At 31.6% G+C, this 16716-nt stretch carries 14 protein-coding genes; 6 read left to right on the top strand and 8 right to left on the bottom strand.

The window, feature by feature from the left end; genetic code table 11:
* The first annotated feature begins 78 nt into the window (after positions 1-78).
* The 3 genes from AST02_RS03665 to AST02_RS03655 all read left to right on the top strand — a co-directional run bounded on the left by AST02_RS03665 (position 79) and on the right by AST02_RS03655 (position 3585).
* The gene (locus tag AST02_RS03665) at positions 79-738 is read left to right on the top strand and encodes a type 1 glutamine amidotransferase domain-containing protein (RefSeq protein ID WP_069815685.1); all 660 of its coding nucleotides are present in this window, start codon (positions 79-81) and stop codon (positions 736-738) included.
* Positions 739-1032: 294 nt separating this feature from the next.
* Complete coding sequence (locus tag AST02_RS03660; protein WP_069815683.1) at positions 1033-2295, top strand: aminoacyltransferase; 1263 nt, start codon at positions 1033-1035, stop codon at positions 2293-2295.
* A 30-nt stretch (positions 2296-2325) separates the two neighbouring features.
* A complete protein-coding gene (locus AST02_RS03655) occupies positions 2326-3585 on the top strand; it encodes an aminoacyltransferase (protein ID WP_069815681.1) in 1260 nt (419 codons plus the stop codon).
* A 353-nt stretch (positions 3586-3938) separates the two neighbouring features.
* On the opposite strand, the gene AST02_RS03650 is transcribed toward AST02_RS03655, so the two are convergent.
* Positions 3939-4460 carry a DUF308 domain-containing protein gene (locus tag AST02_RS03650; RefSeq protein ID WP_069815679.1) on the bottom strand — a complete coding sequence of 174 codons (522 nt, stop codon included), beginning with the start codon at positions 4458-4460 and terminating at the stop codon, positions 3939-3941.
* Positions 4461-5442: 982 nt separating this feature from the next.
* Positions 5443-5790, bottom strand: a complete 348-nt coding sequence (locus AST02_RS03645; RefSeq protein WP_069815677.1) for a hypothetical protein — start codon at positions 5788-5790, stop codon at positions 5443-5445.
* Between the two features lie 249 nt (positions 5791-6039).
* On the opposite strand from AST02_RS03645, the gene pepF reads away from it, so the two are divergent.
* Positions 6040-7848, top strand: coding sequence for an oligoendopeptidase F (gene pepF / locus AST02_RS03640; RefSeq protein WP_069815675.1), 1809 nt, complete (start codon positions 6040-6042; stop codon positions 7846-7848).
* A 113-nt stretch (positions 7849-7961) separates the two neighbouring features.
* Here pepF and phoU read toward each other — a convergent pair whose 3' ends face one another.
* The 6 genes from phoU to AST02_RS03610 all read right to left on the bottom strand — a co-directional run bounded on the left by phoU (position 7962) and on the right by AST02_RS03610 (position 13837).
* On the bottom strand, positions 7962-8612 hold the full coding sequence (gene phoU, locus AST02_RS03635) for a phosphate signaling complex protein PhoU (protein WP_046465297.1): 651 nt from the start codon (positions 8610-8612) through the stop codon (positions 7962-7964).
* Positions 8613-8615: 3 nt separating this feature from the next.
* A complete protein-coding gene (gene pstB, locus AST02_RS03630) occupies positions 8616-9497 on the bottom strand; it encodes a phosphate ABC transporter ATP-binding protein PstB (protein ID WP_069815673.1) in 882 nt (293 codons plus the stop codon).
* A gap of 103 nt (positions 9498-9600) precedes the next feature.
* The gene (pstA, locus tag AST02_RS03625; protein WP_002507653.1) at positions 9601-10512 is read right to left on the bottom strand and encodes a phosphate ABC transporter permease PstA; all 912 of its coding nucleotides are present in this window, start codon (positions 10510-10512) and stop codon (positions 9601-9603) included.
* A gap of 1 nt (position 10513) precedes the next feature.
* The gene (gene pstC, locus AST02_RS03620; RefSeq protein ID WP_046465299.1) at positions 10514-11443 is read right to left on the bottom strand and encodes a phosphate ABC transporter permease subunit PstC; all 930 of its coding nucleotides are present in this window, start codon (positions 11441-11443) and stop codon (positions 10514-10516) included.
* 145 nt (positions 11444-11588) lie between these two features.
* The gene (locus AST02_RS03615) at positions 11589-12539 is read right to left on the bottom strand and encodes a PstS family phosphate ABC transporter substrate-binding protein (RefSeq protein WP_046465300.1); all 951 of its coding nucleotides are present in this window, start codon (positions 12537-12539) and stop codon (positions 11589-11591) included.
* A gap of 398 nt (positions 12540-12937) precedes the next feature.
* Entirely contained in the window at positions 12938-13837 is a 900-nt protein-coding gene (locus AST02_RS03610) for a CvfB family protein (RefSeq protein WP_046465301.1), read from the bottom strand.
* A 157-nt stretch (positions 13838-13994) separates the two neighbouring features.
* On the opposite strand from AST02_RS03610, the gene AST02_RS03605 reads away from it, so the two are divergent.
* Positions 13995-15596 (top strand): ABC-F family ATP-binding cassette domain-containing protein, encoded by a 1602-nt coding sequence (locus AST02_RS03605; protein ID WP_069815671.1) that lies wholly within the window; start codon positions 13995-13997, stop codon positions 15594-15596.
* 245 nt (positions 15597-15841) lie between these two features.
* Positions 15842-16672 carry an aldo/keto reductase gene (locus AST02_RS03600; protein ID WP_046465303.1) on the top strand — a complete coding sequence of 277 codons (831 nt, stop codon included), beginning with the start codon at positions 15842-15844 and terminating at the stop codon, positions 16670-16672.
* Positions 16673-16716 lie beyond the last annotated feature (44 nt).

Below are 16716 nucleotides of genomic sequence, written 5' to 3'. Positions count from 1 at the left end.
ATTTTTGAGGTGCATAGCATGCAATTTCAATGAATTAAATATAGCTATTCTCTTATTTTTAAAAAGAGGTGACATAATTTGAGTAAAAAAGTCTTGTTTATTATAACAAGTGTTAATCAATTTGAAGATGGTACACCAACAGGATTATGGTTAGAAGAAGCAAGTGAACCCTATGATATATTAACGGAAGCAAATATTAGTGTAGATATCGCTACAATAAATGGTGGGGAAGTCCCATTAGATCCCAATTCTACACAGAATGGTGAACTTAATAAATATAAAGCATTTGTTGAGCAAACGAAATCAGCGTCAAGCATAGAAGATATAGACGTGAGTCAATACGACGCTGTATATTTACCAGGCGGTCATGGCACAGTATTTGATTTTGCACATAATCAGAAGTTAGCTTCTGTACTTGCTGACTTTAAAGCAGATGATAAAATCATTGCATCTGTATGTCACGGTCCAAGTGCTTTTGTCGGTGCTAAAGATAAGAAAGGCAACTTCCTAGTGAAGGGCGTGACGTTAACTGCATTTACAGATGAAGAAGAACGTGCAATGGGCTTTGAGGAAAAAGTACCTTTCTTAACTCAGACAGAATTAGAAAATCAAGGCGTCAAATTTGTAACTCAGGACAACTTCACTGAACATGTGGAAACAGATAATCAATTTATTACTGGTCAAAACCCACAATCAAGCGTAGCAATAGGTGAAACATTACGAGACGCTTTAAATTAGAACATAGTATCATAAGGCGTGGGACAGATATACATGTTCCACTCCAACTATAAAGAAAACTGGAAAACTTAATAAGTTTTCCAGTTTTTGTTGTTATAACAATGGCAAATGTGTTTAATTGCTTATTCTTTGTTAAAATATAAGTAATGATATAATAAGACATACATAAAGTTCATGTATAATGAATTTATATATGCTATTGATTTAGTTTTATAAATGGTTATTGTATAATAATCAAGATTGAAGTTTAAACTCAAATAAAAAAAGAACTATAAACAAATAGGAGTATACAAAATGAAATTTACGAATTTAACTGCTAAAGAGTTCGGTGCATTTACAGATAATATGCCAAATAGTCATTTTACACAAATGGTAGGAAACTACGAATTGAAAATTGCAGAAAGTACAGAAACACACTTAGTTGGTATTAAAAACAATGAAAATGAAGTCATTGCAGCATGTTTACTGACTGCAGTACCAGTAATGAAGTTTTATAAATATTTTTATACAAACAGAGGACCTGTTATAGATTTTGAAAATAAAGAACTTGTTCATTACTTCTTTAATGAATTAACTAAATATGTTAAAAAACATAAAGGTTTACATTTAAGAGTTGACCCTTATTTAGCTTATCAATATCGTAATCATGATGGAGAAGTGTTAGGAAATGCTGGTCATGACTGGTTTTTCGACAAAATGAAACAATTAGGATACAAACACCAAGGATTTTTAACTGGTTTTGATCCAATTCTTCAAATTAGATATCACTCAGTATTAGATTTAGCAGGTAAAACAGCTAAAGATGTACTTAACGGCATGGATAGCCTACGTAAACGTAATACAAAAAAAGTTCAAAAGAATGGTGTTAAAGTAAGATTCTTAGAAGAAGATGAGTTACCAATCTTCCGTTCGTTTATGGAAGATACATCTGAATCAAAAGAATTTGATGATAGGGAAGATAGCTTTTATTATAATAGATTGAGATATTATAAGAATCGTATCTTGGTCCCGTTAGCTTATATGGACTTTGATGAATATATCGAAGAATTAAAAGCAGAGCGTGATGTCTTAAGTAAAGATATTAACAAGGCGATTAAAGATATAGAAAAACGACCTGAAAATAAAAAAGCGTATAATAAGCGAGATAATTTAGAACAACAGCTTATTGCAAATCAACAAAAAATTGAAGAAGCGCAATCGTTACAGGCTGAACACGGTAATGAATTACCAATTTCTGCAGCATACTTTATTATTAACCCCTATGAAGTAGTTTACTATGCAGGTGGTACTTCAAATGAATTTAGACACTTTGCTGGTAGTTATGCGATTCAGTGGAAGATGATTAATTACGCTATTGACCATAATATAGATAGATATAACTTCTACGGTATCAGTGGTAATTTCACAGAAGATGCAGAAGATGCAGGCGTAGTGAAATTTAAAAAAGGATTTAATGCCGAAGTAGTTGAATACGTTGGGGATTTTGTAAAACCTATTAATAAACCAATGTACAAAATTTATACGACATTAAAAAAAATAAAAGATATTAAGAAGTAGATATAAATTATAGAAGGGAACTAAGCTAGAATGAAATTTACAGAGTTAACCGTCAAAGAGTATGACAATTTTGTACAAAACCCGGCATTAGAGAGTCATTACTTTCAAGTAAAAGAAAATATTGCGACAAGAGAAGAAGATGGATTTCAAGTTGTACTATTAGGCTTAAAAGATGACGACAATCAGGTTATTGCTGCTAGTCTTTTCTCTAAAATTCCTACAATGGGGAGCTATGTTTATTATTCTAATCGTGGTCCAGTTATGGATTACAATGATTTAGGTTTAGTAGATTTCTATTTACGTGAATTAGATCATTATCTTCAACACCATAATTGTTTATATGCCAAAATGGACCCGTACTGGATTTATAAAATATACGATAAAGATATCAATCCATTGCCAGAACCAGATAAGAATGACGCATTAGTCAACTTATTTAAATCTCATGGGTATACCCATCACGGCTTTACGACTGAATATGATACATCTAGCCAAGTAAGATGGATGGGTGTATTGAACTTAGATGGCCAAACGCCAGCTTCTTTAAAAAAACAATTTGATAGCCAAAGAAAACGTAATATCAATAAAGCAATTAATTTTGGTATTAAAGTTAGGTTATTAAATAGGGATGAATTCGGTCTTTTCTTAGATCTTTATCGAGAAACTGAAAAACGTGCTGGCTTCGTATCTAAAACAGATGAATATTTCTATAATTTCATTGATAATTATGGTGATAAAGCGTTAATACCTTTAGCATATATAGACTTAAATGAATATATTGAAAATACACAAGAGAGTATTAATGATAAAGAATCACGTAGAGATCAAATCATGCAGAATGAAAATAAATCAGATAAACAGTTGAAGAAAATTACAGAACTGGATAAACAAATAGAGCATGATAAAAAAGAGTTAATGCATGCAAGTGAATTAAGATTAACAGATGGTGCTATATTAAATTTAGCTGCTGGTGTATATTTTGCAAATGCATATGAAGTAAACTACTTCTCTGGTGGCTCATCAGAAAAATATAATCAATATATGGGACCTTATATGATGCACTGGTACATGTTGAACTATTGTTTTGACAATGGTTATGGTCGCTATAATTTCTATGGTTTATCAGGCGATTTCACTGAAAATAGTGAAGATTACGGTGTATATCGCTTTAAACGTGGATTTAATGTGCAAATTGAAGAATTAATCGGCGACTTTTATAAACCAATTAAGAAAACAAAATATTGGTTATTTAATACGTTGAATAATGTTAGAAAAAAAGTTAAAAAATAGCATAAAAAAAGAAAGCATACTGGTATGTAAGCCCTAATCAGTATGCTTTCTTTCGTTCTGAAGTTAGTTATATTAGGATGGCAATTCCAATATAACAATGAACTAAAATGTGGAATAGTCTGAGATGTTAATTCTTGTTGTTTCCCACATTTTTTAGTATAGCATAGGATTTTAGCAATGCAATAACCTTACACTATAATAATTTTATAGTAAAATTTATTTTTATAAAATATTTAAAGCAATATATGTAATAGTTATGAAAATGTGAAAAGCGCACTACAAGATGACTTGTAGTGCGCTTTCTAGCATGATTTTTCAAAAATGCGCCCTATTTATTTGCAAGTTAAGGATCATTAAGATAATGCTCTAATGATATAAGTTATACCAATAATAAAGAACACCGCACTCATAAAGATAGCAACTAAAATTGCCGCCATAAGTGGATTAAACAGTAAAATAATACCGAAAATAATTGTAATAATGTTCAAAATAACCGATACAATATGGAAACCTTTATTTGATTTTTCAAGTGGCGTTACCGTAAACATATTAAATAACGCATTAATAATAAACCAAATAGCAAATAAATAAACGATAAATGTCGTACTTGTAACGATATTAAATAAAATCAATAACCCTAAAATAATATTAATTACACCAAGTACAAGCACTATGGTTGAGGCTTTTTTATCTGTTTTTTTCATTACACGACGAACGAAAATTTCTAAAAAACCGTTAATAATAAATAGTAGTCCTATGAGCCATGTAATAGCAAATAAGTTTTCTTCAGGAAAACTTAAAATAAACACGCCAATAATTAGAAAAATGACGCCGATCACTAAACTAGACCATTTGATTCGAGAACGTTCCTGCATAAATTTCACTCCTAAATGATTATCTAAATAGTATATACCCAAATGACAGAAAAGAACACGTTTTTTATAGGTGCCTATATTTATGTTATGTAACCCTATAAGTATATGGTTTAAATAAAAGATCATTTTTTAAGGATTGCTATAAAATTGAAGGAGATATCAATCTAATAGCAAGATTAAAGAACAAAGTATTGTTTAAGCTTAAAATCACTAATTCATTAAAAGCAAGACGCTGAGAAGTCGATTTCTGAGCATTTAAATATGAGTTTGTGGATCTTTATCCATGTAAATACACGTAAAATTGTGAGCTTAGATCATTGTATAAAATAAATAAAAACAAGCTAAACAATGTCTTAGCTGCATACAGTCAAAACAAAACTTGTATAGGTATTTACGTAGTTTGAAAGTTAGTAAAGTACAATTATAATTAGACATTAAGTGAGATGCGTATAAGTATCAAGTAAATGTTAAATGATATAACGTTATGTATATGTATGAAAAAGCTAAAATAGGACTAATATGTAGGAAATGCTAAATACATAATATATATGATAAAAATAGCTATATAGATATGTAACTTTTAAAATTTACTTTTTAGTTTACATAATATATATTATAGGAAGTTAATGGTATTTAAAAGAAAAGGCCCTAATTGTTAACTCACTACCTATTACGTTATACATGCTTGTTAACGCAATCATTCTTTCTAGTACTTCGATGTAATTTTTTCTTGTTCATGATCCATCTATTACGTTATATGTTTATAGCTTTAATTAACTTGTTACTATTGTACTTTACTGAATTGGCTTAAACCTCATATGTGGTATATGCTGAGGTTTAAATTTTTATATAATGCTTTATTAAATCAAAATTTGAAACGTTATATAAAATTACTTAAGCATACTATTAAATCAACAGCTTGAATTTAAAGATATAATTAAAAAAATGAACTGTAACTTAGATTATAGCTACAGTTCATTTTTTATTTTTGTTTATAATCTTCTAATTCATCTTTTGGGATGCCACCACGTTTACGTATTTCTTTTCTAGCTTTCTTTTCGCGGCGTTTACGTCTCCAGTTACGTGTCATGTACCATATTACAAAGCTTAAGATTAAACTTAATATAGTCATAAACGCAGCAAAACCTAATAAAGGTTCATATGTAATATCTTGAAAATTTGGTATTAAAAATGCTGATATTGCTAATACTACTAATGTTAAGATTGGTGCAGTAAACCATTTATTTAAGACAAGATTGCAAAATACTGTTACTAATATGACAGCTACTACAGTAATCCATAAAAAATTAGGCATATCAAAAATAGTCATTAATTCCTCTCCTTTTTATTTAATATTTATACTTTACTTACATTATATATATCATACTATATTTTCTATATAAATACATTCAGTCTTGAGCAGTATAATTTTATATTAAATTAATAAAAAATACGTGTCAATCCAATTCGGTTTACTGTTCCCCATTTTTAACATAGATAAACTTTCGATTATCATTTATACGGGTCATTCATGTATAATTAACTGTGAATACAATATAAATGTAGAGGAGTAGATTATATGGCTGAAACACTACCATTTAGAAATAATGTTCCAATTGAAGAAACATGGGACGTAACTGACTTATTTAGTTCTGACGATGCATTTTATAACACATTGAATGATACTTTAGAACAAGCTAAGGCGTTTAATCAACAATATACAGGTCACTTAAATGAAGTAGATATTGTTGAAGATGCACTGGACGCATATTCTGAACTATTAATTCAATTAGATCGAATGGCAAATTATGCTGAGTTAAGATTGAGCGTTGATACGGCTAATGAACATGCACAGACATTAAGCGCAAAATTGTCTACATCTTATGGAAAAATCGCTAGTGAACTTTCATTTGTAGTTTCAGAAATATTAGAACTTTCTGATCAAACACTTGAACAACTTATTAAAACTTCGAAGTATCCACATTTTTTAACGAAATTAAAAGCGAATAAGGCGCATCAATTATCTCCAGAAGTTGAAAAAGTATTAGCAAGTTTGTCCCCTACTTTTGAGAGCGCTTTTGAACTTTATGGAACTACAAAAATGTTGGATATTGATTTTGAATCATTTGAATATGATCATCAAACATATCCTTTAGATTATGCTACTTTTGAGAATGAATATGAAGATAATCCAAATGAAGCGTTTAGAAGAATAAGTTTCAAACATTTTAGTAATGCATTAAGTAAGTATCAGCACACGACAGCTGCGACATATAATATGCAAGTACAACAAGAGAAAATCGAAGCAGATTTAAGAGGATATGATTCTGTTATTGATTATTTACTACAAGAGCAAGAAGTGACACGAGACATGTTTAACAGACAAATTGATGTAATTATGAGTGATTTAGCACCCATTATGCAAAAATATGCGAAATTAGTTAAACGTGTTCATGGCTTAGATGTGATGCATTTTGAAGACTTAAAAATTTCTATTGATCCAAATTACGAGCCAGAAATTTCAATAGAGGATTCTAAACAATATATTTATGGTGCTTTAAATGTACTTGGTGAAGATTATTTGAAAATGGTTGAAGCTGCTTATAAAGATAGATGGATAGATTTTGCACAAAACAAAGGTAAAGAAACAGGTGCCTATTGTGCGAGTCCATATGCTTCACATTCATATGTCTTTATATCATGGACTGGTAAAATGACTGAAACCTTCGTGTTAGCGCATGAATTAGGTCATGCGGGACACTTTACTTTAGCACAGGAACATCAAAATTATTTAGAATCAGAAGCTTCGATGTATTTTGTAGAAGCACCTTCTACTATGAATGAAATGCTTATGGCGAACTACTTATTTGAAAATAGTAATGATGCTAAATTTAAACGTTGGGTAACAGGTTCTATTATTTCAAGAACGTATTATCATAATATGGTTACGCATTTACTTGAAGCTGCTTTTCAACGTGAAGTTTATAATAAAGTCGATCAAGGCGAATCATTAACTGCCCCAATACTTAATGACATTATGCTTGATGTCTATAGTCAATTCTTTGGAGACAGTGTGAAACTGACAGAAGGCGCAGAGTTAACTTGGATGAGACAACCACACTATTATATGGGATTATATTCATACACGTATTCAGCGGGCTTAACAATTGGTACAGTGATGTCTCAACGTATTCAAAATGAAGGACAACCAGCTGTTGATGCTTGGCTAGATACATTGAAAGCAGGAGGTAGTAAATCACCAGTAGATTTAGCCCAAATTGCAGGTATAGATATCCGTACGGAACAACCATTAAAATCAACAATTGGCTATATTGGCAAACTTGTTGATGAACTAGAAACATTAACTGATGAAATTGAAAAGAAATAACGTTTTATAAAATTAAAAAAGCACAATGGCAATTTTGAAGATCATCCACTTTCATTTATCTGAAAGCGAGTCATCTTTATAAAGCCATTATGCTTTTATTATGTGTAACATTTTTATTTATTATAGGATTCATAACGTTCGCCTGTAATAAAGAAATAAATATTCTCTGCTATATTGCAGATATGATCTCCAATACGTTCCAAATGTCTTGCAGCTAAATGTGCTTGCCCTGCAACGAAAGGATCATTATCTATTAAATACGTTGTGTTTACAATGTTTTTATAGATATCATCAATATCTTTATCACGATCAATGATTTCTTTTATTAAGGTAATATCATTATCTTTTACTGCATCATCTAAGTCTTTTAACATTAAGAGCGCAAGTTTTCCCATGGTGTTGAGTCTCGTCAGTACATATTCATCAATAATTTTTGCACGTAATCTAATTTTCGCTATGCTTGCTGCATTATCGCCTATACGTTCAAAATCAGTGGCGATTTTTAAAGCGGCCATCATTAAACGTAAATCTGTAGCAATCGGCTGTTGCTTAGTGATAAGCATGATTACTTTTTCATTAATTTCAGTTTCTTGCTCATTGATTTCTTTATCCTTAGCTATTGTTTGTCTGGCATAATTACGATCTTCTTCACTTAACGACGTTAGTCCAAATTCTATATTACGATATACATAAAGACCAAGTCGACGTAGATCTTTAATAAGTCCGTCTAGTTGGCCTTCATATTTATGTCTAATTGTCGCCATAGATTAACCGAAGCGACCTGAGATATAATCTTCAGTTTGCTTATCTGCAGGATTAGAGAAGATCTTATCAGTGTCGTCGTATTCATTAACATAGCCGTTAAGGAAGAAAGCAGTTTTATCAGAAACACGAGCAGCTTGTTGCATATTATGCGTAACAATGATGATTGAATATTGTTCTTTAAGTTCTTGAACAAGTTCTTCTATTTTTAATGTTGATATTGGATCTAAAGCTGACGTTGGCTCATCCATTAATATAACATCTGGTTCGATAGCTAATGTACGCGCAATACAAACACGTTGTTGTTGTCCACCTGATAAACTATAAGCGTTTTTGTCTAAGTCATCTTTTAATTCATCCCAAATTGCAGCGCCACGTAAAGATTTTTCAACAATTTCATCTAAGACTTTTTTGTTTTTAATACCATGGATTTTAGGACCATAAGTAATATTATCATAAATTGATTTAGGAAATGGATTTGGTTGTTGGAATACCATCCCTACATTTGTTCTCAATTTTTCAACTGAATATTTATTATCGAAAATATTTTTATCACGGTACATGATTTTACCAGCAGTTTTAACAGATGGTACAAGTTCAACCATACGATTTAATGCTTTAATGTATGTTGATTTACCACAACCTGATGGTCCAATAATCGCAGTTACATTATTTTCTAAGATATCTAAGTTAATGTTTTTTAATGCATGATTTTCGCCATACCATAAATCAAGATTTTTAGTTGAATAGACAATTTTCTTTTGGCTATCTGGGATTTTATTGTCTGAATGGTTTGGTTCAATAGTAGCTATTGGTGAGTCATTACGGTCGGTATGTGATTTTATTGTATCGTTCGTATCGTTATTATCTATAATTTGTTTATTCATAATTAAAACTCCTTTTTATAGGCTAGATGCTAAGGTTTTACTGAAACCCCAGCACATTCCCATTTACTAGCCTTTTTTAAATAATATTTATCGTGTCTTAAATTTAGTATTTTTTACTATATTTATTTCTTAAGAATATCGCTATTGCATTCATTAATAGTAATATAACGAGTAATACGATAATTCCTGCCGATGCAACGTTTTGGAATTCTTCCTGTGGTAATTTTGTCCAGCTATAAATTGACATTGGTAACGCTTGGAATTGATCGAATATTGTAGATGGTAGCTGTAATAAAATCGTTGGTATACCAATTAAAATTAATGGTGCTGTCTCACCTAATGCACGAGATAGTGCTAAGATGAAACCTGTCAAAATACCAGGAATCGCCGCTGGTAATACAACACGGCGTATTGTTTGCCATTTGTTGGCACCTAGTCCGTATGAAGCTTCCTTTACAGAACTAGGTACAGATCTGATAGCTTCTTGGCTAGCTACAATGATTACCGGTAAGATAAGTAATGACATTGTTAATGCAGCCGCTAAAACGGAGTTGCCAAGTGCAATTGAATCGATACCCATACCTCTTACGAAAATTGTAAGACCGAGTAAACCGAATACGACTGAAGGTACACCAGCTAAGTTTGAAATACTCACTTTAATAAAGTTTGTAAGTGCATTTTCTTTAGCATATTCTTCTAAATAAATTGCAGTACCAACGCCTAAAGTAATTGTTATCGGGATAATAGTAACCATTAACCATATTGTACCGATAAAGGCACCTTTAATCCCTGCCATAGAAGGCGTTGATGATGAGAAATTAGTGAAAAATGATGGAGTTAAGTGTCCAGCACCTTTTATAAGTGTATCAATGAGTAATGCGGCTAATACGAGCAGACCAACCATAGTACAGGCAAAGAAAGCCCATTTATTAACTTTATTTGTCGTTAACCTTCCAGAGAGTTTCTTTTCAACTGTTTGTTGATCTACGAGCACGTTTTTGTTTGTTTCAGTCATATTAATACTCCTCTCTGAAACGTTTCGTAATCCATTGAGAAATCAAGTTCATTACTAACGTGAATAAGAATAACGTGAATCCTACTGCATAAATACTATAGTAAGTATCAGTACCAAATGTTGCATCACCTGTTGCTACTTGAACGATATAACCTGTCATTGTTTGGATAGAACCTGTTATATCAAGTGATGCACTCGGTGTACTACCTGCAGCAAGAGATACGATCATAGTTTCGCCAATTGCACGTGAAATTGCTAATACAATTGAGGCCATAATACCTGAAGTTGCAGCTGGTAAAATAACTTTAGTTGCTACTTCAAATTTTGTAGCACCTAAACCTAGTGCACCTTCTCGCATTTTGTTTGGTACAGATGACATTGCATCTTCACTCATACTTGATATTAATGGAATAATCATTACACCAACTACAAGACCTGGACTAATAGAGTTGAAACTACCTATGTCTGGAAAGATTCCACGTATTAACGGTGTAACAAATGTTAGAGCAAAGAAACCGAATACGATTGTTGGAATACCAGATAATATTTCTAATATTGGTTTGATAATACTTTTAGCACGTGGCGAAGCATATTCACTTAAGTAAAGTGCTGCACCCAGACCTAATGGCACTGCTACGATTGTAGCTATTACAGTTATTTTCAATGTACCTAATATTAATGGCCAAATTCCAAATTTAGGATCAGATGAGAATGGTGTCCATTCCATCGAAAAGAGAAATTCTGTAATAGGAATACGAGTGAAAAACGTAATTGTTTCAGTTAATAATGTGACTACAATACCGATTGTCGCTAATATAGAAAAAATTGCTATTGTACCTAAAATAATAGGAACAATTTTATCGCTTGCACCATTTTTATTGGCGTTATTTTTTTCAATCATTTCGCTTACGGAGCGGTTTTTATTCGCCATGTTAATATCCTTCCTTCATATAGACTCCGAAATTGTTAAAAAAAGGTTGGGATATTTAGAAATAGAGAAACAAAGTGGACGTTATTCCCATCGCCACTTTGTTTTCTAATACAGAATCCCGACCTTTAAGATTTACAGCTATGTGTTATTTGTCTTCTTCTTTGTCTTTGCTTTCTTTACCAGTAATCTCTTTTAATTCATCTAGTTGTTTTGTGTAATCTTTTTCTGGTAGAGCCACAAATCCTGCTTCTTCAGCTGATTTACCTTTGTCTTCAAAGATAAATTTCATGAAATCTTGGAATCCTTCATTTTCTTTTAGTTTTTTCTCGTTTGTATAAATGAACAATGGTCTACTTAAAGCATATGAACCATCTTGAATTGATTCTTTAGTTGGTTTAGTAACTTTACCGCTATCATCTTTGATTTCAACGGCTTTTAATTTATCTTTATTTTCTTCAAAGAAATTATAACCGAAGTAACCAATACCTTGTTCATTTTTTTGAACTGATTGAACGATTACGTTTGTATCAGCGTTTTTCTCTGCTTTGATATCTCCGTCATCCATAACTTCTTCAGTGAAGAAATCATACGTACCATGTGATTGGTCTGGAGAAAATGATTTGATTTCTTTATCTGGCCATTCAGGATTAACATCTTTCCATGATTTTGCTTCGCCAGAATAAATATCTTTCAATTGATCTTTAGTTAATTCGTTTACAAAATCGTTTTCTTTATTAACTGCAATTGTTACGCCATCTTTTGCAACTTCAAATTCATTATATTTGATACCTTTATCTTCTAATTTTTTCTTCTCTTCATCTTTTATTGGTCTAGATGCGTTTGAAAAATCAGTATTCCCTGAAATGAATTTTTCGAATCCGCCACCAGTACCAGATGTACCAGATGAAACTGTAACATCGGAATTTTCTTTAGCAAATTTTTCGTTTAATTTTTCAATGATTGGACCTACTGTTGATGAACCGTCGCCTTTAACTTCGCCTTCGCCGCCACCAGAACCAGCATTTCCGCCGCCACAAGCGCCTAATAAAAGTGAAGAGCCAATTACTGTAGTTCCAAATACTTGCCATTTTTTCATTGAAACATCCTCCTAATAAATAAATAACCCTTAAAAGTTATATGTATTTCTTACAGTTCCTATATTACACACAATTTATTAAATACAAATATAGATACTGTAAATGTTTTGTTAATTTAAGGTGGCTTCTATTTACAAAGTTTATAAACGCTATGAATTAATAAAGGAGTGACTTGCAAAGATTGATAATACAACGTTTTGGTCGAATTTTATATTACAAATAACTATGAAATTGTAATATAAAAAAAGAAAAAATCCTGAAACTACTATTTTTTATATAGTAGTTTCAGGATTGATTTGTTGAGAACTGTATTTTGAAGTCCAATTCATTCTAAAAATTGTGGACATTATTATTATGAAACAAGTTAGATGAAAATATCACTTTATAATAGAAGGAATTACTTTTCTATTCTTTCCCAACCTTTTTTAGTTAAAGCAATTTTACCAGAATCTATTGTGATAATTTTGTTCTTATATAAGTGTCCAATTGCTCTTTTGAATGAACCTTTACTCATATTAAAAATTTCTTTAATAGCTTCTGGACTCGATTTGTCTGAGAAAGGAAGTTCCCCATCATACTCTACGAGCAAGTCAAAGATGTTTTGACCATCATCATCAAGTCTTTCGTGTGCAAGTGGTAAAAATGAACCATTCAATTCACCTTTATCGTTTTGACCAATGATACGCACTTTTACATTTTCACCGAGACGTGGTTCCTCTTTACGTTCTGTTTCGTGAACAAAAATTTTATAACCCTCTTTTGATAGTAAGAAGCTGCCAATTCGTAATAAACGATATGGTCTTGCTTCGATGATTTTATTTTTCAATTCATTGTCGAAAACAGATTTATATGTTTGTTCTACTATTGTTTCTGTTGCTAAACGTGCGAACATATTGTTATCTCTATCAATACGTAACGTAACGAATAACTCATCACCTTGTACTGGCCATACTGATTTAACTTTTGGTAAATCTTCCCAAGGTATTAATACTTCTCTTGGTAAACCTACGTCGACATGCGCACCATCACGATCTACTTTTAATACTTTTACAAAATCGTATTTATCAGTTGTTACGTCAGGCATATTTTGCGTAGCAAATAATGCACCTGATCTATTTGGGTAAATAAAGAAACTATATTCTTCCCCTATATTTAATTCGTCTTCATCTTTAATTTCGGATTGATTGAGTTTAACTTCTTCTCCGTTTGGTCCTTTTAACTTATATGTTGAGCCTTCTAATCCAACAACTTTAAGAAATTCTATAGAACCTACAATATCTTTTTCATCTTGGGCCATACTTTTCTCCTTCGTACATACAGATTTATTCTTATTTATTATAACATGCTATGAAGAAACTAGCATCACTACATCGAGAATGGTCGAAACAAGTTGATAAGTGTGTTATAATTTGTCCGGTAGATTAACGAAAAGGATAACGAAAAGGAGTAAATGCATGTTACAAGTTACTGATGTAAGTTTACGATTTGGTGATCGTAAACTATTTGAAGATGTAAATATTAAATTTACAGATGGCAATTGTTATGGATTAATAGGAGCTAATGGCGCAGGTAAATCAACGTTCTTAAAGATTTTATCAGGTGAATTAGATGCTCAAACTGGTCATGTTTCTATGGGTAAAGACGAACGTTTAGCAGTTTTAAAACAGGATCACTTTGCATTTGAAGATGAACGTGTAATTGATGTTGTTGTTAAAGGACACGAACGTTTATATGAAGTAATGAAAGAAAAAGATGAAATCTATATGAAACCAGACTTCAGCGATGAAGATGGTATTAGAGCTGCAGAACTAGAAGGCGAATTTGCTGAAATGGACGGCTGGAATGCTGAAGCAGATGCGGGTACCCTACTTTCTGGTCTAGGTATCAAAGCAGACCTCCAAGATAAAACAATGTCTGAATTAGAAAACAATCAAAAAGTTAAAGTGTTATTAGCACAAAGTCTTTTTGGTAAACCTGATGTATTATTACTAGATGAGCCTACCAATGGTTTAGATATCCCTGCAATAAGCTGGCTAGAAGATTTCTTAATTAATTTTGAAAATACAGTTATTGTTGTGTCTCATGATAGACACTTTTTAAATAATGTTTGTACGCATATTGCTGACTTAGATTATGGGAAAATTAAATTGTTTGTTGGTAACTATGATTTCTGGTACCAATCAAGTCAACTTGCTATGAAAATGGCTCAAGATCAAAACAAGAAAAAAGAAGAGAAAGTTAAAGAATTACAAGATTTCGTGGCACGTTTCTCTGCAAACGCCTCTAAATCAAAACAAGCAACAAGTCGTAAGAAGCAATTAGAAAAAATCGAGATTGATGATATTCAACCTTCTTCTCGTCGTTATCCTTTTGTGAAATTCACACCTGAACGTGAAATTGGTAATGATTTATTACATGTCGACAATGTTTCTAAAACAATCGACGGTGTGAAAATATTAGATAATATTTCATTCTCTATGGATCCTAACGATAAAGCTGTATTAGTTGGTGATAGTGAATTTGCTAAATCAACATTACTTAAAATCTTAGCTGGTGAAATGGAACCAGATGAAGGTACAGTAAGATGGGGCGTAACAACTTCTCAAAGTTTCTTACCTAAAGATAACTCATTCTACTTCGAAGGTGTAGATACAAACTTAGTTGACTGGTTACGTCAATACGCACCTGAGGACGAACAAACTGAGACATTTTTACGTGGTTTCTTAGGACGTATGCTATTTAGCGGTGAAGAAGTTAAGAAAAAAGCGAGTGTTTTATCTGGTGGAGAGAAAGTACGTTGTATGCTAAGTAAAATGATGTTATCAAGTTCTAACGTGTTACTACTGGATGAACCTACAAACCATTTAGACTTAGAAAGTATTACTGCAGTCAATGATGGCTTGAAATCATTCAAAGGTTCTATTATCTTTACATCTTATGACTTTGAATTCATCAATACGATTGCAAACCGTGTCATTGATTTAAATCCAACTGGTGGTCTTTCTAAAGAAACGACTTATAGAGCTTATTTAGAAGAAACTGGTGTATTAAAATAATAACCATGTGTTATTGATTTAAATATAACGCAATAAATAAGAAGCGTATTCTATTTAATATGTAGTGTACTCCTCTTAAAATGTGGACACCTCTAATGCTGTAAAAGCATTAGAGGTGTCTTTTTCATTTGCTTTATTCATCTGATTTAGAGTGAAGCGCCCCACTGTTTGGGCTAATTACTTTCAAAATAAATTTTTGAATTATATAATCATAATTAATTCAAATGAACGGAGGAGTAATTTTAATGGAAAATTTAAATATGATTGATGGACAACTTTTACCACAAATCGGCTTCGGTACATATAAATTAAATGGTGCGCAAGGTGTACATGCAATCGTTAATGCGTTAAATCAAGGGTACAGAATATTAGATACAGCTTATAACTATGAAAATGAAGGTACAGTGGGTAAAGCAATTGAAAGAAGTCATGTTTCAAGAGATCAAATCATTGTAACTTCGAAATTACCAGGTCGTTATCAAGACTATGATGCAGCATTAACAGCTATACAAGAATCTATTTATCGATTAAATGTTGAGTATATTGATCTATATTTAATTCATTGGCCAAACCCAAGACACAATAAATATGTTGAAGCTTGGCAAGCGATGATTGATGCTCAAAAAGCGGGACTTATTAAATCTATTGGTGTTTGTAATTTCTTACCAGAACATATAGAAAAATTAGAAAAAGAAACTGGTGTCTTACCTACTGTGAATCAGATTGAATTACATCCGTACTTTAATCAACAAGATATGGTTGAATATAATAATACAAAAGGAATTATAACAGAAGCATGGAGTCCGTTGGGTCGTGCATCTGAAGTAATAAAAGATAAAGATATCGCTGTAATTGCCGAAAAATATAATAAAACAATACCTCAGATTATATTAAGATGGCACGTTCAATTAGGTGTAGTGCCAATTCCAAAATCTACATCTATCACGAGACAAATTCAGAATCTAAATGTTTTTGATTTTAACTTAGAAGTTGAAGATGTAGAAAAAATAAACAACTTATCTCAAAAAGATGGTAGATTAAAAGGTCAAGACCCTGCAACATATGAAGAGTTTTAAAAATTGAAAATATAGAAAAATGATTGTCATTAAACAGATTTAAT

Source organism: Staphylococcus equorum, from assembly GCF_001747895.1.
Classification (GTDB): Bacteria; Bacillota; Bacilli; order Staphylococcales; family Staphylococcaceae; genus Staphylococcus; species Staphylococcus equorum_A.
This window is presented reverse-complemented; position numbering and strand designations above follow the sequence as displayed.